Raw genomic sequence first — 16,500 nt, 5'->3', positions numbered from 1 at the left:
TCCCCTTCCCCTACTTCCCATTAGCCTTATTCCAAGCCCCAACCCCTTATTTATCCGCATCATAGCCATCCGTTTAGCATCAAAGCCTCTCCGCGGTCTATCTTTGCCCCAGAAATCCACCGTTTGCCGTCCATGCCCTACCGCTTCCGTACCAGCTTCTTCCACCTGCTGATGATTCTGCTGCTGGTGCCGCTGGCCCTGCCGGCCCAGCCGGAAAAAACGGCCGCGCAGAACAAGCAGCTCTTCGACCGCGCCGTGGACGAGCTGAACTTCCGCACCATGGAGACGGTCTACGACAAAACCTTCACCCGGCGCAAGTTCCCCGTCACGCTGCGCACGGCCAAGGCCCGCCGCGAGTTCGACGACTTCCCCGGCCGCGAAGACCTCAAGACGCTGTTTCGCAATTACAACAGCGTGGCCGAGCGCTACAAAGGACGTTACGGCAAGGGCCGCACTGACCTGGTCGAGTTCGAGAAGCAGCTCAACGGCATCCTCATCGACCAGAACTTCGAGTTCTTTATCCGCGGCCTGCCCCGCGACGAGCGCAGCGCCCTGATTCACGGCCTGCAGCGCTATATCAAGCAGGCCAGCGCCCAGTTCAACGCCTCCGAAGACCCCGCCCCCGAGGAGCTGCTGGTCGATGCCGCCAACGTGCCCCCCGCCGACGTGGACGCCCAGGCCGAAGCCCCCTTGACCAAGCCGGCCGAAGACCAGCCCCCCATGGCCGAGCCCGAAACCGAGCCGGAAACCCTCTCGCCCCGCGCCCGCCCCATCGGCGAGTACAGCGCCCCGCGCCACGACTGGCTCGACTACGCCACCCTGCTGTGCGCCGCCGGCTCCCTGGGCCTGGTGCTCTACCTGACCCTGTCGGTGATTCCCGGCCTGCGCGCCCAGATCAACGAGCTGACCTTGGAGCCCGAGCCCCTGGACGAGGACGCCGCCCCGGCCGCCAAGCGCCCCGCCGCCGTGCTGCCCGAGGACCGCTACGACGAAGACGACGAAATCAATTAATAATTAAGAATGAGTAATTAATAATTGGTTTGGGTGAGGCCATTTTTCAACCATATAGGCTCCACCCAAGGCAATTATTCATTCTTAATTATTAATTCTTAATTCCCCCACATGATCCTCACCGACGAGCAAATCCTGGCCGAAATGGAACGCGGCACCATCGTAATTGAGCCGTACGACCGCAGCTGCCTGGGTACCAACTCCTACGACGTGCACCTGGGCCGCTACCTGGCCACCTACCGCGACCGGGTGCTCGACGCCCGCAAGCACAACCAGATTGAGGTTTTTGAAATCCCGGAGGAAGGCTTCGTGCTCGAGCAAAACACCCTCTACCTCGGCGTAACCGAGGAGTACACCGAAACCCACGCCCACGTGCCCTTCCTCGAAGGCAAGAGCTCGGTCGGCCGGCTGGGCATCGACATTCACGCCACCGCCGGCAAGGGCGACGTGGGCTTTTCCAACACTTGGACGTTGGAAATCAGCGTAACCCAGCCCGTGCGCGTGTACCACAACATGCCCATCGGCCAGCTCATCTACTTCACCGTGGAGGGCGCCATCCAGAACTACTACAACCGCAAGCCCAACGCCAAGTACAACCAGCGCACCGACAAGCCCGTCGAGTCGATGATGTGGATGAATAAGTTTTAAATGGTTAAATGGCTAAATGGCTGGTCGTTCTGACATTGAATGACCAGCCATTTAGCCATTCAGCCATTTAACCATTTGACTACCCCGAACCGCTTGGCACACTTTTTCGTTAGAAAGACACGTTGGTTGCTCCGGCAGCCAGCAATTCACCAGTCTCCGTGGCCTGCGGGCCCGCTAACGATACAACTTGCCATGAAGATGAAAAAGATGCTTGCAACGGCGGTACTGGCAGCGGGTGCCGCCCTCGGCGCCCAGGCGCAAACCAAAAGCCCGGCCGTGCAGCAGCGCGCTGACCGCCTCTCCAACCAGATGGCCCGGGAACTGCGCCTGAACAACTACCAGACCGCCAGGCTGCGCGCCATCAACGCCGACAAGGTAGCCAAGATGGCCGCCATCGAAAGCAAGCACGCCGGTAATGCCACGCTCATCGACGACCAGTGCCAAGGCGTATGCCAGGAGCGCGACCGGGAGCTGCGCGCCATCCTGACCACCGACCAGTACAGCAACTACTACAGCAACCGCTCGGCCTACTACAAGTACGACAAGGACTACGCCGCTCAGGCCTCGGATATTATGCTGGTGAAATCGGTGCAGAACCCGCTGCCGGCCAGTGCCAAGGGTGCTACCCTCAGCCAGGCCAAGGACGACAGCAAGCCGGCTCCCCGGGGCCGCTAGCCCGCAGCGTTTAGCACGCAATAGCCAATAAAAAGCCCGCCCGGCACAGCGCCGGGCGGGCTTTTTTGCGTCGGCCGCGTGGTAGCGCAGACAATGCCGTATGACGCTGGAAGGTCGACTCGGTTCCGTCGTCGGGTTCAGTACCGGGCAGCTGGTCCAAGCCAGCCGTCCGACTGCCCTGCTGGGCCGCCGGCGTACCCGGCAACCAACCTGATTGTACGACTAGCGCTGGCCGCGTTCTTCCTGCTCTACGTGCTGGGCCAGTTCCTTGCCCAGGGCGCGGAGCTTAGCGCCCATGAACTCGTCGTTGGTGGCGGCCACGATGCCCTCGGCCATGGAGCCAATCATGTCCACGTAAAAGCGCTTCATCTCGTCGACGGGCATGTCCTTGGTCCAGAGGTCAATCTTCATGGTGCCGCGCTCTTCCCGGTCCCAGATCGAGATGTTCATGGCCTTGGCGAAGTGAATGTCGGCGCCGGCGTCGGTGGCGCTCCAGCTGATGGCCTCGGGAATTTTCTGCTCGTCGAGGGCAATGCTGAAGCGGATTTCGGATTTCTTCATCTTGGATGAATGGTCAAATGGTTGAATGGCTAAATGGCTGATCGGGCAGCATTGTTTAGCCGAAAATGTGGCTTGGCTGCATAAGCGAAATGGCCGGCCGCGTGAACGACCAGCCATTTAACCCTTTAGCCATCCAGCAGTTTAGACGTAGTTGTTCAGCATCACCGGCATCACCAGCATCAGGATGCTTTCGTTGTCTTCGGCCAGGGTGGGCATCAGCAGGCCGGCGCGGTTGGGGGTGCTCAGCTCCAGGGTGATTTCCTCGGAGTCGATGTTGGAGAGCATTTCGATGAGGAAGCGGGCGTTGAAGCCGATTTCCATGTCCTCGCCGTCGTACTGGCAGGGCAGCTTTTCGTTGGCCTCGTTCGAGAAGTCCAGGTCTTCGGCCGAAATGGTGATTTCGGAGCCGGCCAGGCGCAGGCGTACCTGGTGGGTGGTCTTGTTCGAGTAGATGGCAATACGCTTCACCGAGTTCAGCAGCTGGCCGCGGTCGATGATGAGCTTGTTGGGGTTGGCCACCGGAATGACGTTCTCGTAGTCGGGGTACCGCTCGTCGATGAGGCGGCACACGAGGCGCATCTGGTTGAAGGAGAAGAAGGCGTTGCTCTGGTTGAACTCCATGCGCACCGGGGTGGCCTCGGAGGGCAGGGCGCCTTTGAGCAGATTAAAGGCTTTGCGCGGGATAATCAGGTTCGCGGTCTGGCCGGCGGCCACGTCCTGGCGGCGGTAGCGGAGGAGGCGGTGCCCGTCGGTAGCCACGAAGGTGGCTTGGTTGTCGGCCAGCTGCACTAGGATGCCGGTCATGGCCGGGCGCAGCTCGTCGGTGCTGACGGCGAAGATGGTCTTGGTGATGGCGCGCAGCAGGGAGCTGGACGGAATTTCGACCGGGGCCGAGCCTTTCACGACGGGCACGCGGGGGAAGTCGGTGGCGTTTTCGCCGGCGAGCTTGTAGCGGCCGTTGGCCGAGGCTATTTCGATGCCGTACGTCTCCTCGTCGAGGGTGAAGGTGACGGGCTGGTCGGGCAGGTTCTTGAGCGTGTCGAGCAGGATGCGGGCGGGGGCGGCAATGCGGCCACTTTCGCGGGCTTCCACCGGCAGCTCGGTAATCATGCTGGTTTCGAGGTCGGAAGCGGTGATGGTGAGCTTGCCGTTCTCGATTTCAAAGAGGAAGTTCTCCAGGATGGGTACCACGGGGTTGCTCGTGACGACGCCGTTGATGCTCTGGAGCTGCTTGAGGAGCGCCGAGGACGAGACGATGAACTTCATATAGGGCTTTGGGAAAGGTTGCGGTTTGGGGAGGACAAAGATAAAAGGCTATACGGGGAAAACTAGGGCCACGGGGCGGGAATGGGCGGGGTTTATGGCGGGGGCTGCCGGGAAGTAATGACGGCTGCCGACCGCACAACGGGCTGTGCCAGCCGCACAATGGCTGCTGTCGGCTGCACAATGCTTGCTGTCAACCGCACAATGGCCGCTGCCCAGCTCACAATGGCATGTGACGGGTTCACAATGGCTGCTGTCAAGCTCACAATGACGACTGCCAACCGCGCAGTGGCTTCTGTCGGCCTCACAATGAGGTTTGCCGGGTTCACAATGGCCGCTGCCGACCGCACAACGGATGCAGACGGGCGCGGAACTCGTGCTGACGGGCTCACAGTAGCCAGTGGCAGCCACACGAAACTATCCGGTCAGGGGAAGTTGTACCTTAGTAGACCTTAATCTTTCCTGTTATGACCAAAGACAAAGTGCTCGAAACCGTCAATGCGCTGCCGGCCGAGTTTGAGTTGGAAGAGCTGATTGAACGGCTTATTTTCATTGAGAAAGTAGAAGCCGGCGCGGCGGCCCTGGATCGAGGCGACGCCGTGAGCCACGAAGACGTAAAAAAATTGGTGCAGTCGTGGCGCAAATAATCTGGGCGACGCCGGCGCTGGAAGCTCTGCACAGTATCCGCGAGTTTGTGGCCCAAAGCTCCCCGGTGTATGCCGACCGGCTGATTGACAAGCTGATTGCGCGGGTGGATATGCTGCGGCAGTTCCCGCAGGCTGGGCGGGTGGTGAAGGAGTTTGGCTCCGGCCGTTACCGGGAGTTGCCCGAAAGTGGCTACCGTATTGTGTACCGGATCGAACTGAACGGCGACGTAGGCATTGTCCATATTCAGCATTCGTCCCTGCCGCTGACGGACCTCTAATTTCTCTATGCCTCTCCCCTACAAGCTCTACCTGGACGACCTGCGCACGCCCCGCACCGAGGGCTGGGTAGTAGTGCGCAGCTTCGAGGAGTTCGTAGCCACCATCGAGCAGCGCGGCGTACCCACCGAAATTTCCTTCGACCACGACCTGGGCTGGGACGAGGCCCGGAACTGCGAGCTGCCCAGCGGCTACGACTGCGCCAAGTGGCTGGTGGCGCAGGGGCTACTGGTGGAGCGGTTCAATGTGCATTCGGCCAACCCGGTGGGCGCGGCGAATATCAGGGGGCTGCTGGAGAATTACCGGCGGTGGCGCGAGGAAAATCTTAACAGCAATTGAACATGAAAACTCTATTGACCTTGGCTTTTATATTCTTATTAGCCGCAAATACTAGTGCTCAATCCCGCCGAGGCAACAACGCATATGGCAAACCTCTAGTGACGCTAGGCGAGTACTACTCTGATATAATGCCGCTGGGTGTTAACGCTTACACTATCGTTATCTATGAAACAGGTCAAATAATTTATAGAGATACTCTCAATCAAAAAATAAGGTACTCACAAGCCGTACTAACAAAGAGTGAAGTTTATTCACTTATCAGATCAATAGGAATAACAGACAGCGTTTTTTATCTACCAAATCATTTTGAAACATCAACATCATTTCACAACCCAATTAACCAACTGAAATTCTATGGTGATTCCGTGAAAACCGTCGGTATATATGGCAATCTGAGAACAAACAGCGAAGAGGCTAGAACAAAAGTCCCAGCTACTGTTTTGGCCATATACGATAATTTACGCTTATGGAAGGCAAAACGAGGGCAATCTGAAGAATGGCTGCCGGAGCAGTTTATTGTGACGTTTTCACCATTTGATTATGCCAAAGGTAAAACATCTACTTGGCCTAGTGTGTGGCCGACTCCTACAACACCGTTAGATCTTGACCAATCAGCGCAAGGATATCTTGAAGTTTTCCTTAATAAAAGCGAGCTTGACAACTTTATCAAGTACAACAGTAAGCGAAAGAAGACCAAAGCAATTTTGATTAACGAAAAAAATATTCTATTTCTTATTATCAACTTCCACTTCCTAATCTACCTCTGGACTAATACTACTCTACCTCAAAAGACGCATACTTCCGCTTGCGCAGCCAGGCCCGTACCAGCCCGAACACGGCCAGCAAGGCCAGCGGGGCGCCCAGGTTCAGCAGCTGCCACTGGCGCCGCTCGGCGTTGATTTTCACCTTGTCGAGGGGGCGCAGAGTGATTTGCTTGCCGCGCACGCCGATCAGGCCGGACTCGTCGAGCAGGTAGTCGACGGCGTTCTGGGTCAGCTCGCGGTTGGCAAATTCGGTGGTGGCGAGGCGGTCGAAGCCCAGGCGCAGGGGGCGCTTGGTTTTGGGGTCCACGTCGTTGCGCACGAAGTCGCCGTCGGAGATGAGCACGATTCTGCTGGGCTTGGACTGCGGGCTCTGGGCGGGCTGAAACTGCGTGGTGCCGGGCTTGGCGCGGTTGGCAAACAGGGAGCGGAACTGGCCTTCGAGCAGGTAGCCCACGGGCTTGGGGCCGCTCTTGTAGAGCTTGGGGTCGGGGGGCAGGCGGGCGTCGTTGAGGTTGATGGGCACCGGGGCGGGCAGCACGCGGGTATAGCGCGAGGTGAACATCAGCGGCGTCTTGCGGATGCCGCGGGCCTTTACCGTGTCGATGGAGGAGACGAACTTCAGGTACACCGCGTCGAGGTTGCGGGTGATGGGGTGCGGGCTGAAGTTGTTCACGACCGGGTAAAACGGCCAGGGCATGGGCTCCACCTGGGGCTTGTCACCGTTCATACCCGTCACCAGCGGAATCACGCCGGAGTTGACGTCCAGAATCAGGTCCCCGTTGACGCGCACGCCGTAGGTGAACAGCAGGTCCGTCAGGCCCAGCTCCATCGGGAAGGAGAGCATGCCGCCGCGGTTGGCGCTGTCCAGGTTCACGCGCATGGCGTCGACGAAGAACAGCGCCCGGCCGCCCTCGGTGATAAACTTGTCGAGCTGGTACTTCTCGGGGTCGGAGTAGGGGCGCTCGGGCTTGGCCACGATGACGGCCGACAGGGCCTTCATGTTCTGCTCGGTGACCTTGTTCAGGTCGATGCGGTACACGTTGTAGTCGCGCTGCAGCGTGCCGATGAGGTCAGCAATATGCTCGTTGTCGGGCTCCCCGTGGCCTTCCACGATGCCGATGAGCTGGCGCTTGGAGGGCTCCAGGCGGCGGATGGCGGAGGCCAGCTCGTATTCGAGGCCCTCGATGCTCTGGTTGAGGCGCACGTCGGGCGGGGCGGCCTGGTTGCCGCGCAGCAGCAGCACGTTTTCCTCGCGGTTGCCGACGGTAATGGTGGCCCAGGGGAAGATGATTTTCTCCACCCGCTTGCCGTTTTCGTTGGCGCCGAGGTTGGTCGGGCGCAGGCCCTTCTGGATGAGCTGCCCGTAGGTTTTGTTGCGGTCGGCTTCGGAGGAAGCGGCCGAGGGGTCGACAAAGACGTAGCGCAGCTTGGAGCCGGCGTGAATCTGCATCTCGTCCAGCGTCTCGCGGGTGGCCTGGGAGAGGCGGCGGAAGGCGGGCGGAAAGTCGCCGGCCAGGTACACCGTGACGGTAATGGGCTCCGGGGCGGTTTCGAGCAGCTGCTTGGTAGCCGGGGCCATGCTGTAGCGCTTGTCCTCGGTGAGGTCGACGCGGAAGAAGAACTGCTGGGCGACGAAGTTGAGCACCACCAGGGCCAGGATAATCAGGCCGAAGCGGAGTAGGTCGCTTTGCTTGCGCGAGGCGGCGGGGGCAACCGGGGCGGGCGTAGGGGCGGCGGAAGTAGGTTCCATGCGTCAGTAGGTCCGGATTACCAGTTGCGGCTGCGGAGCACGAGGCGGGTAGCCAGCAGCATGGCCGCTACCACAGAGAAGAAATACAGCAGGTCGCGGGAGTCGACGAGGCCCTTGCTCAGGTCGCGGTAGTGGGCCGCAATGCCGAGTTGGCCGATGTAGTAGGCTGGGCCGCCCTCGAAGAGCGAAGCCAGCGAATCGAAGCCGGAATACACCAGGAAGCAGCCGACGACGGCGACGAGGAAGGCAATAATCTGGTCGCGGGTGAGGGCCGAGGCCAGCACGCCGATGGCGGCGAAGACGGCCGCCAGCAGCGCCAAGCCGATGAGCGAGCCGGCAAAGGCAGCCGAGTCGATGTTGCCTTCGGGGGCGCCAAGCTTCACCACCGAGTAGTAGTAGAGCAAGGTGGGCACCAGCGCCAACAACGCTAGCAGCAGGCAGGCCAGGTACTTCCCTCCTACCAGCTGCCCGTCGGTGAGCGGGCGGGTGAGCAGCAGCTCGATGGTGCCGGCCTTTTTCTCCTCGGCGAAGGTGCGCATGGTAATGGCCGGAATCAGGAATAGGAAAATCCAGGGGGCCAGGTTGAACAGCGTCTGCAGGTCGGCAAAGCCGTAATCGAGCACGCTGCTATCGGGGAATACCCACACGAACAGGCCGGTGGCCACCAGAAACACCCCGAGCACCACGTAGGCCACCGGGGAGTTGAGGAAGGCGTTGAATTCTTTGCGAAGGACGGCGAACATGAACCGCTGATTGGCGCTGATTTACTTGATTTCGCTGATTCGTTGGGCAGAACGCCTCAGCCTAGAACGTCATTCCGAGCGAAGTCGAGGAATCTCGCTGGATAGTAATTCTTTCGTTGAAGAGAAGTCACTACCGGATGCCAGCATGCGAGATGTCTCGACAAGCTCGACATGACGTTCTTACCTGTTGCTCTTATTTCTCTGTCTTTGTAGCTGTCGTTAGCTCCTGGAACACCTGCTCCAGCGACTGTTCTTCCTGGCGCAGCCCGAGCAGCAGCCAGCCCTGCTGGGCGGCCAGCTGCGAAATGGCGCGGCGCTGGTCGCCCTTGCCCTCGGTGCGGATAATCCAGGCGCCGCCCTGCCCCTGCTCCACGCCCTTCACGCCGGGCAGCTGCCAGAGCGCGGCCGGGTCGATAGAGCCCTCGAACTCGGCGCGGATGACAGTGCCGCCCTTGGTGAGGCCGGCCAGCTCCCGCACCGGCGCGTCGGCTACCAGCTGGCCGCGGCTGATGATGACGGCCCGGTCGCAGAGGGCCTGCACTTCGGGCAGGATGTGGGTCGAGAAGATGACGGTTTTGTCCTGGCCCAGCTCCTTGATCAGGGTGCGGATTTCGCCGATCTGGTTGGGGTCGAGGCCGGTGGTGGGCTCGTCGAGGATGAGCACCTGCGGGTCGTGCACCAGGGCCTGGGCCAGGCCCACGCGCTGGCGGTAGCCCTTGGAGAGGGCGCCAATCTGCTTGTTTTGCTCCCGCGTGAGGCCCACGCGGCCGACCAGCTCCTTGACGCGGTTGCGCAGCGTGCTGCCGCCCAGGCCGTGCACGCGGCCAATGAAGTCGAGGTACTCGTGCACGTACATGTCGAGGTAGAGCGGGTTGTGCTCGGGCAGGTAACCCACGCGGCGGCGCACTTCCAGGGGCTGCTCCACCACGTCGAAATCGGCCACGCGCACCGAGCCGCTACTGGGCGGCAGGTAGCCGGTGGCAATTTTCATGGTGGTGCTTTTGCCGGCCCCGTTCGGACCCAGAAAGCCCAGGATTTCGCCGCGGCCAGCCGTAAACGAAATGTCGTTGACGGCGGCCTGCGGGCCGTAGAGCTTGGTCAAATGTTGGATTTCAACCATAAGGAGGGCGAAAGTACGGCGCTTCGGGCGCATTGCCGCGCCCGGGCTAGGGTTTGGCCAGCCAAGCCTCCCCTATCCACGAAGCCAGCAGCGGCAAGATAACCCAGATACCGAGCAGCACCAGCCAGGCCACCGCCAGGAAGACAAACCACCGCTGCGCGGGTCTTCGTTCCGGCCGGGCGCGGCGGTACTGGCGCAGCGTGTACCAGACCAGCAGCCCCGAGGCCAGCCAAATCACCAGCATGGCTACTTCCCTTTCGGCTGCAGCGGCCGCATTTCCACGTCGACGATGTGGAAGTTGAAGGGCGTTTCCAGCGCGTACACAATGGCCCCGGCAATGTCCTCGGGCTGCATCATGTGCTCGTTGGCCGTGGTGCCGGGAATGTCGTCGAAGAAGTTGGTCTGGGTGGAGCCGGGGTACAGGCAGGTGACCTTGATGCCGTCCTGGCGCACTTCCTTGAAGATGGAATGCGAGAAGCCCCGCACGGCGTACTTGGTGGCGCAGTAGCCGGCCATGTTTTCGATGCCCGTGGTGCCGGCAATGGAGGAAATATTGACGATGTGGCCCAGCTGCTGGCGCTTCATCTGCGGCAGCACGGCCCGGGTGCAGTAGAACAAGCCGTGCACGTTGGTATCGAACATGCGGTGCCAGTCCGCGGAGCTGAATCCGTCGACGGGGCCGGAGATGCCCAGGCCGGCGTTGTTGACGAGGGCGTGGATTTCCTGGCCGACTTCGCGCTGGGTGTTGGTCAGCGCCTCCTGCACCTGCACCTCGTCGCGCACGTCGCAGTCGAAAAAGAAAAACCGCTCGTGCTGCAGCTCGGCGGGCTTGCTGCGGCCCCAGCCGGCCACCGTGGCGCCGCGCTCCAGCAACAGCCGGGCCGTGGCCAGCCCGATGCCTTTGCTGACGCCCGTGACAATGGCTACCTTGCCGTTCAGATCCATAAGCTTTCTGGTTGGAAAACGTGTCGATGAATTGGTACCGCCCGAAACCCGCCGCGCCAGCGGGCCGCTGGTCCCGGCTACGGGCATACGCAGCCCCGCCGCTGCTGTTGGCCGCCGCCCTGCTCAGCGGCTGCGGCGAGGACCACGAAACCGACTGCCTCAAGAGCAACGGCAACGTAACGGAGGAGCGGCGCGAGCTGGCCCCCTTCCGCGTGCTGCGCCTCTACGACAACGTGGAAGTGACCGTGGTGCAGGACGCGGAAACCTACGCCACCGTGCGCACCGGCAAGAACCTACAGGAAGACCTGGAGCTGACCGTGCAGGACGGCACGCTGACCATCCACAATACCAGCCGCTGCAACTGGGTGCGCCGCTACGACGTGCCCCGGCAGGTGACCTTGCACACCCCGCGCCTCACCGACGTGTTCCACATCGGCGAGAAGACGCTGCGCACCCAGGGCACTTTCCGCCAGGACACGCTTTTCCTGCACCTCTCCCGCGCCGGCGACGTGGAGTTCGAAGTCGACAGCAAGTATCTCTGGGTCGACCTCTACGAGCTGGGTGATATGCGCCTCTCCGGCCGCACCGAGGAGCTGGTAGCCACCGTCGGCGACCTGGGCAGCCTCTACGCCCAGCCCCTGCAGGCCCGCCGCGCCAACCTCGACCTCGACAAGCTCGGCGACGGCAACGCCCACGTGCAGGCCACCGAGTTTCTGGGCGCCAACGTAGCCGGCACCGGCACCTTGTACTACAACGGCTCGGTCGCGCAGAAAAGCATCAACGTCAGCGGCAAAGGACGGGTCGTTAGTCAATAGGGTAAGAGGGTATGAGGGTAGGAGTTTAAGAGTTGTGTGCATGGTAACTCTTAAACTCCTACCCTCATTAACTCTTAAACTCCTATATGTCTCCCAGCTGCGGGCGGATGAGCAGCTCTTCCACCACGGCCTGGGGCGAGAGGCTCCAGGTGCTGAAGACGGCCTCGGCCACGTCTTCGGCCCGGATAAACCGCTCCTGCGGCAGCTCCACGCCTTCCCAGCTGGCGGTGTAAGTGGCGCCGGGCAGCACGGCCGTCACCCGCACGCCGGTGTGCTTCAGCTCCTCGCGCAGGTTTTTGGTCATGCCGTAGAGGGCGAATTTGGCCACGCCGTAGGAACCGCCGTTGGGGTACGGAATCAGGCTGGCCGTGGAGCACATGGTGAAGATGTGGGCCGCTTCCTGCTCCAGCAGCTGCGGCAGCAGGCCGCGCGTCACGTCGTAGGCCGAAAGCAGGTTCACGGCCAGCATGTCGCGCAGGGTCGAGCCGTCGGCGGCATCGTCCTGCAGGCGGCCGGGAATGAAGGAGCCGGCGTTGTTGACGAGCACGTCGATGGGGCCGCCCAGGCCGAGCACGAAGTCGACGAAGCGGCGGGCCTCGTTGGGCTTGCTCAAATCGGCGGGCAGGGCCTGAACATCCACGCCGGGCTGTTGTTCCAGCGCCCGGCGCAGCTCCTCGAGGTCGTCGGCCGAGCGGGCGCAGGTGACGAGGCGCCAGCCGGCGCGGGCAAAACGTTCCAGAATGGCGCGGCCGATGCCCTTGCTGCCGCCCGTCACCACAATTGTTTTCTGCATACTGCGTAAGATTGTTTCGCGGTTTGTACGTATGTAGACCAGCGCCGCTGCGGCGGCTTTCATTTTCTCTCGCCAGCCTACCCTATGGTCAAAGTTTTCGGCCAGTTTCTGCTTTTCCTGCAGAGCATGTTCGTGCGCTCCGAGCGCGTAAAAGTACTCTGGCGGCGCACCCTCGACGAAGCCGTGAACATCGGCATTGATTCGGTGTTCATTGTCAGCATTGTAGCCGCCTTTATCGGGGCCGTGACCTGCGTGCAGATTGCCTACAACCTCACCAACCCGTTCATTCCGCGCTCCACCATCGGCTACATGGTGCGCGAAATGACCATCCTGGAGCTGGCCCCCACCATCACCAGCATCGTGCTGGCGGGCAAGGTGGGCAGCAGCATTGCCGGTGGCCTGGGCACCATGCGCATCACCGAGCAAATTGACGCGCTCGAAGTAATGGGCATCAACTCCACTTCCTACCTGGTGCTGCCGCGCATTCTGGGTGCCATCATCACTTTCCCGCTGCTGGTCATTCTGGCCATGGTGCTGTCGATTCTGGGCGGCTACCTGGCCGGCACGCTCTCCGGCGCCATGACGGGCCAGGAGTACATCGAGGGCATCCGCGACACGTTTATTCCCTACAACATCGCCTTCGCGCTGATTAAGTCGCTGGTGTTTGCCTTCCTGGTGTCCGCCATTTCGGCCTACCGCGGCTTCTACACCGAAGGCGGCGCGCTGGAAGTGGGCACCGCCAGCACCACCGCCGTCACGCACTCCATCATTGCCATCCTGCTGGCCGACTACGTGCTGGCGCAGACCTTGCTGTAATTGGGTCTTGGGAGCTTGGGGGCTTAGGGACTTGGCTGCTGTTCATCAACCATTGTCCATCAGCAAAACCCAAGCTCCCAAGACCCTAAGCCCCCAAGACCCTGGAAGATGATTGAAATCCACAACGTCCATAAATCCTTTGGCGACGCGCCCATTCTAAAGGGCGTTACCTGCACCTTCGAGACGGGCAAGTGCAACCTGGTGCTGGGCGGCTCGGGCACGGGCAAGTCGGTGCTGCTCAAATGCATCGTGGGCCTGCTCAAGCCCGATATCGGCTCCATTACCTTCGACGGCACCATCTTCACCAACAACAAGGTGGAAATCCGCCAGGAAATCCGCCGGCAGATCGGGATGCTGTTCCAGGCTTCGGCCCTGTTCGACTCCATGAACGTGTTCGAGAACGTGGAATTCCCGCTCCAGATGCTCACGCCGGGCATGTCGCGCGAGGAGCGGCGCGACCGGGTGGAGTTCTGCCTGAAGCGCGTAGGCCTGGAAAACGCCGGCCCCAAAATGCCTTCCGAGCTGTCGGGCGGCATGAAAAAGCGCGTTGGCATTGCCCGCGCTATTGCCCCGAACTGTACCTACCTGTTCTGCGACGAGCCCAACTCCGGCCTAGACCCGCTCACCAGCATCAAAATCGACGAGCTGATTTACGAAATCACCCACGAGTACAACATCACCACCGTCATCATCACCCACGACATGAACTCGGTGGTCGAAATCGGTGACCATATCGTGTTTCTGCACAAGGGTCTGAAGCTCTGGGACGGCACCAAGGATGAAATCCTCAACGCCCAGGTGCCCGAGCTAAAGGAGTTCATTTTCAGCAGCAGCCTGGTGCGCGCCGCCAAGCGCATCGAGCAGGAAGGCGGCAGCTTGGAGGAAATCCGCCAGGAGCCTTCGCAGGACATTTAAGCCAACGGTTCACCCCGTAGCGCCGACAGACGGTTCGGGAAGCAGTCATTGCGAGCGAAGGGCGGCAATCCTTCCTCCAGCAGCACGACGGCACAACCAGCAGCAACCAAAACACCACCGCCCGAAACCAGAGTCACTTGGTCTCGGGCAGTGGTGTTTTTGGTCTGTATGTATTGGGACGGCGGTGCTACTAGCGGAAGGATTGCCGCCCTTCGCTCGCAATGACTGCCGGTGCCACCGTCAGCTTGGTTACTGCCCGAACACGCCCCAGCCCATGCGCTTGCGCAGGCTGGTAATGTGGGCCACGTGGTGCCGGCCGTGCCAGGCGTACATCACCAGGGCCTGGTCCAGCCGGATGGTCTGCTCCGATTCGGGGTGGTACCAGGTACGCAGCCACTGCTCGTCGGTAAGCTGGCTGAGCAGCACCACCCAGCGGGCGTGCAGGGCGTCGAGCAGGATGAGCGACACGTCGGGCGGCACGATGGTCACGTCGGGCAGCTGGGCCCAGGCGGCTTCGTTGTAGGGCCGGATGGTGGGGTTGTCCTCGGTCAGGGCCAGGCGGAAGCGGGTGTAGCTGTTCACGTGCGAGTCGGGCAGGTGGTGCAGCACCTGGCGCACCGTCCAGCCGCCCGGGCGGTAGGGCGTGTCGAACTGCTCCCCGCTGAGCCCGTCGAGGGCCATGCGTAGCTCGGTGGGCAGCGCCATCAGCTGCTGAATGTAGCCGTGGCGTTCCTCCTCGGTGAGGGGCTGCTCGGGCAGCTGGTAATGGCCGATGGGGTAGCGCAAATCCTGCTCGGCGGGAGCCTGGGTTTCGGGAGTGGGCATAAACGCGGGGGTAAAGCTTGCGTAAGCGAAGGTGCAAGTCTACTCAATTGCGGCCACGTGCGGCAGCTGCCGGGCGTGGCCGCTTCGTCCGCTGCCGCTCCGCCGTATGCCCCGCTCCGCCCCTACCAACCTTTACCTCTGGCTGGAATGGGCCGCCCTGTTTGTGCTGGCCCCCCTGCTCCTGTACGTCTGGTGGCAACCGGCCGTGCTGGCGGCCCTGCTGCTGCTCGTCACGCTGGGCACGGCCTGGTGGCTGCGGCAGCACCGCAAGTTCGGGCAGCTGGCTTTCTGGCGGGCGCCGAATGCGCGCCGGGAGCCCAGCCAGCTGCGGCGGCTGCTCCGGCGCCTGCTGCCCTGCCTGCTCTTGCTGGCCGGACTGGTGCTCTGGCATTACCCCGAGCAGTGGCTGGCAATGCCGCGCCGGCAGCCCTACGTCTGGCTACTGCTGCTGGTGCTCTACCCACTCCTGTCGGTGTACCCGCAGGAGCTGATTTACCGGGCCTTCTTTTTCCGCCGCTACCGCCGCCTGTTTCCGGGCAAGCAGCTGCGCGTGTGGGTCAGCGCGGCCGCATTTGCCCTGCTTCACATCGTGTACCAGAACTGGCTGGCCGTGGGGCTGACGTTTATCGGCGGCTGGTTTTTCGCCCAGACTTACGCCCGCACCCGCTCCCTGCGCCTGGTGTGGCTGGAACACTCCCTCTACGGCCTGCTGCTGTTCACCCTGGGCCTGGGCGACTTTTTCGACCACCGCCGGGTGCCGGCGCCGGCTGCCACGGCCCCGCGGGTAGCGTCGGCGGTGCGGCGCATCGGCTACGAAGCCCCCCAACGCAAACGGCCCGCGCCTGGAGGGACGCGGGCCGCTGCCGTGTGGTCGGGCCGTTGAGCCGGACCGGCTTATTCTTTGTCGTCTTTGTCGCCGCGCTTGTTCAGCTCGTCGCGGATTTTGGCGGCCTTCTCGTAGTCTTCGCGCTCCAGGGCCTGGGCCAGCATCTTGGTCAGCTCCTCGCTCGACACCTGTCCCGAGGGCTCCTTGTGCTCCGCTACCTCGCTGCGCGGGGTGCTCGGGGTGTCGTCGTCCTCGTCCTCATCGTCCTCGTCGTCGCTGTCGGCGCCTTCATCGAGGTCGGAGAGGATGATGCCGGCTTCGCTCATCACGCTTTCCACCGTGTAAATCGGCACGCCGAAGCGCAGGCCGATGGCAATGGCGTCGGACGGCCGCGAGTCCAGCTCGAAGGTGGTGGCCCCGTCGGAGCACACGATTTTGGAGTAGAACACGCCCTCCTTGAGGTCCGAAATCAGCACTTCGAGGATGGTCACGTGCACCTGCTCGGCGAAGGACTTGAACAGGTCGTGGGTGAGCGGGCGGTTGGGGTTGATTTTCTCGATCTGGATGGCAATGCTCTGCGCCTCAAACATGCCGATGATGATGGGCAGGCGGCGGTTGCCGTGCTTTTCGCCCAGAATCAGGGCAAACGACCCCGATTGCGACTGGCTGGAGGACAAGCCCAGTATTTCGAGCTGAATTTTTTTCAAGGGTTCTGGGGGCTTAGGGTCTAAGGCTTGGGTGGATACGGAACTCGGGGGCTTACGGCCG

At 61.7% G+C, this 16,500-nt stretch carries 20 protein-coding genes; 10 read left to right on the top strand and 10 right to left on the bottom strand.

Translation table 11 applies throughout. The features are described from left to right. Positions 1–132 precede the first annotated feature (132 nt). The 3 genes from EJV47_RS04030 to EJV47_RS04020 all read left to right on the top strand — a co-directional run bounded on the left by EJV47_RS04030 (position 133) and on the right by EJV47_RS04020 (position 2,334). Positions 133–1,011, top strand: a complete 879-nt coding sequence (locus tag EJV47_RS04030) for a hypothetical protein (RefSeq protein WP_126691861.1) — start codon at positions 133–135, stop codon at positions 1,009–1,011. Between the two features lie 111 nt (positions 1,012–1,122). Next, complete coding sequence (gene dcd / locus EJV47_RS04025) at positions 1,123–1,659, top strand: dCTP deaminase (RefSeq protein WP_126691860.1); 537 nt, start codon at positions 1,123–1,125, stop codon at positions 1,657–1,659. A 198-nt stretch (positions 1,660–1,857) separates the two neighbouring features. Then, a complete protein-coding gene (locus tag EJV47_RS04020; protein WP_126691859.1) occupies positions 1,858–2,334 on the top strand; it encodes a hypothetical protein in 477 nt (158 codons plus the stop codon). 222 nt (positions 2,335–2,556) lie between these two features. Here EJV47_RS04020 and gldC read toward each other — a convergent pair whose 3' ends face one another. Next, the gene (gldC, locus tag EJV47_RS04015; protein ID WP_126691858.1) at positions 2,557–2,895 is read right to left on the bottom strand and encodes a gliding motility protein GldC; all 339 of its coding nucleotides are present in this window, start codon (positions 2,893–2,895) and stop codon (positions 2,557–2,559) included. Positions 2,896–3,036: 141 nt separating this feature from the next. Further along, positions 3,037–4,161, bottom strand: a complete 1,125-nt coding sequence (gene dnaN / locus EJV47_RS04010; protein WP_126691857.1) for a DNA polymerase III subunit beta — start codon at positions 4,159–4,161, stop codon at positions 3,037–3,039. 464 nt (positions 4,162–4,625) lie between these two features. On the opposite strand from dnaN, the gene EJV47_RS04005 reads away from it, so the two are divergent. Genes EJV47_RS04005 through EJV47_RS03995 form a run of 3 tightly spaced genes read left to right on the top strand, consistent with a single transcriptional unit; the run spans position 4,626 to position 5,420 of the window. Beyond that, the gene (locus EJV47_RS04005) at positions 4,626–4,805 is read left to right on the top strand and encodes a hypothetical protein (RefSeq protein ID WP_126691856.1); all 180 of its coding nucleotides are present in this window, start codon (positions 4,626–4,628) and stop codon (positions 4,803–4,805) included. Continuing rightward, positions 4,793–5,083, top strand: a complete 291-nt coding sequence (locus tag EJV47_RS04000; protein ID WP_165903610.1) for a type II toxin-antitoxin system RelE/ParE family toxin — start codon at positions 4,793–4,795, stop codon at positions 5,081–5,083. Before EJV47_RS04005 ends, EJV47_RS04000 begins: the two co-directional genes overlap by 13 nt. A gap of 7 nt (positions 5,084–5,090) precedes the next feature. Beyond that, complete coding sequence (locus EJV47_RS03995; protein ID WP_126691854.1) at positions 5,091–5,420, top strand: cyclic-phosphate processing receiver domain-containing protein; 330 nt, start codon at positions 5,091–5,093, stop codon at positions 5,418–5,420. 774 nt (positions 5,421–6,194) lie between these two features. Here the strand turns inward: EJV47_RS03995 and gldG are convergent. The 5 genes from gldG to EJV47_RS03970 all read right to left on the bottom strand — a co-directional run bounded on the left by gldG (position 6,195) and on the right by EJV47_RS03970 (position 10,742). Next, positions 6,195–7,934, bottom strand: a complete 1,740-nt coding sequence (gene gldG / locus EJV47_RS03990; RefSeq protein ID WP_126691853.1) for a gliding motility-associated ABC transporter substrate-binding protein GldG — start codon at positions 7,932–7,934, stop codon at positions 6,195–6,197. Between the two features lie 17 nt (positions 7,935–7,951). Continuing rightward, positions 7,952–8,677 carry a gliding motility-associated ABC transporter permease subunit GldF gene (gene gldF, locus EJV47_RS03985; protein WP_126691852.1) on the bottom strand — a complete coding sequence of 242 codons (726 nt, stop codon included), beginning with the start codon at positions 8,675–8,677 and terminating at the stop codon, positions 7,952–7,954. Positions 8,678–8,870: 193 nt separating this feature from the next. Further along, positions 8,871–9,797, bottom strand: a complete 927-nt coding sequence (gene gldA / locus EJV47_RS03980) for a gliding motility-associated ABC transporter ATP-binding subunit GldA (protein ID WP_126691851.1) — start codon at positions 9,795–9,797, stop codon at positions 8,871–8,873. Between the two features lie 46 nt (positions 9,798–9,843). Beyond that, positions 9,844–10,041 carry a hypothetical protein gene (locus EJV47_RS03975; protein ID WP_126691850.1) on the bottom strand — a complete coding sequence of 66 codons (198 nt, stop codon included), beginning with the start codon at positions 10,039–10,041 and terminating at the stop codon, positions 9,844–9,846. A 2-nt stretch (positions 10,042–10,043) separates the two neighbouring features. Next, positions 10,044–10,742, bottom strand: a complete 699-nt coding sequence (locus tag EJV47_RS03970) for an SDR family oxidoreductase (protein ID WP_126691849.1) — start codon at positions 10,740–10,742, stop codon at positions 10,044–10,046. Positions 10,743–10,849: 107 nt separating this feature from the next. Between EJV47_RS03970 and EJV47_RS03965 the strand changes: the two genes are divergently transcribed. Next, positions 10,850–11,557, top strand: a complete 708-nt coding sequence (locus EJV47_RS03965) for a GIN domain-containing protein (protein ID WP_165903609.1) — start codon at positions 10,850–10,852, stop codon at positions 11,555–11,557. Between the two features lie 82 nt (positions 11,558–11,639). On the opposite strand, the gene EJV47_RS03960 is transcribed toward EJV47_RS03965, so the two are convergent. Then, on the bottom strand, positions 11,640–12,350 hold the full coding sequence (locus tag EJV47_RS03960) for an SDR family oxidoreductase (protein WP_126691847.1): 711 nt from the start codon (positions 12,348–12,350) through the stop codon (positions 11,640–11,642). A gap of 84 nt (positions 12,351–12,434) precedes the next feature. On the opposite strand from EJV47_RS03960, the gene EJV47_RS03955 reads away from it, so the two are divergent. Further along, a complete protein-coding gene (locus EJV47_RS03955) occupies positions 12,435–13,166 on the top strand; it encodes an MlaE family ABC transporter permease (RefSeq protein WP_126691846.1) in 732 nt (243 codons plus the stop codon). Between the two features lie 108 nt (positions 13,167–13,274). Then, complete coding sequence (locus EJV47_RS03950) at positions 13,275–14,081, top strand: ABC transporter ATP-binding protein (protein WP_126691845.1); 807 nt, start codon at positions 13,275–13,277, stop codon at positions 14,079–14,081. Between the two features lie 249 nt (positions 14,082–14,330). On the opposite strand, the gene EJV47_RS03945 is transcribed toward EJV47_RS03950, so the two are convergent. Beyond that, positions 14,331–14,906 carry a YfiT family bacillithiol transferase gene (locus EJV47_RS03945; protein ID WP_126691844.1) on the bottom strand — a complete coding sequence of 192 codons (576 nt, stop codon included), beginning with the start codon at positions 14,904–14,906 and terminating at the stop codon, positions 14,331–14,333. Between the two features lie 106 nt (positions 14,907–15,012). Between EJV47_RS03945 and EJV47_RS03940 the strand changes: the two genes are divergently transcribed. Further along, positions 15,013–15,789, top strand: a complete 777-nt coding sequence (locus tag EJV47_RS03940; protein WP_126691843.1) for a CPBP family intramembrane glutamic endopeptidase — start codon at positions 15,013–15,015, stop codon at positions 15,787–15,789. Between the two features lie 11 nt (positions 15,790–15,800). Here the strand turns inward: EJV47_RS03940 and EJV47_RS03935 are convergent, their stop codons facing one another. Next, complete coding sequence (locus EJV47_RS03935) at positions 15,801–16,439, bottom strand: bifunctional nuclease family protein (RefSeq protein WP_126691842.1); 639 nt, start codon at positions 16,437–16,439, stop codon at positions 15,801–15,803. Positions 16,440–16,500 lie beyond the last annotated feature (61 nt).

Origin of the sequence: Hymenobacter gummosus (assembly GCF_003970915.1) — a bacterium.
GTDB classification, from domain to species: domain Bacteria; phylum Bacteroidota; class Bacteroidia; order Cytophagales; family Hymenobacteraceae; genus Solirubrum; species Solirubrum gummosum.
This window is presented reverse-complemented; position numbering and strand designations above follow the sequence as displayed.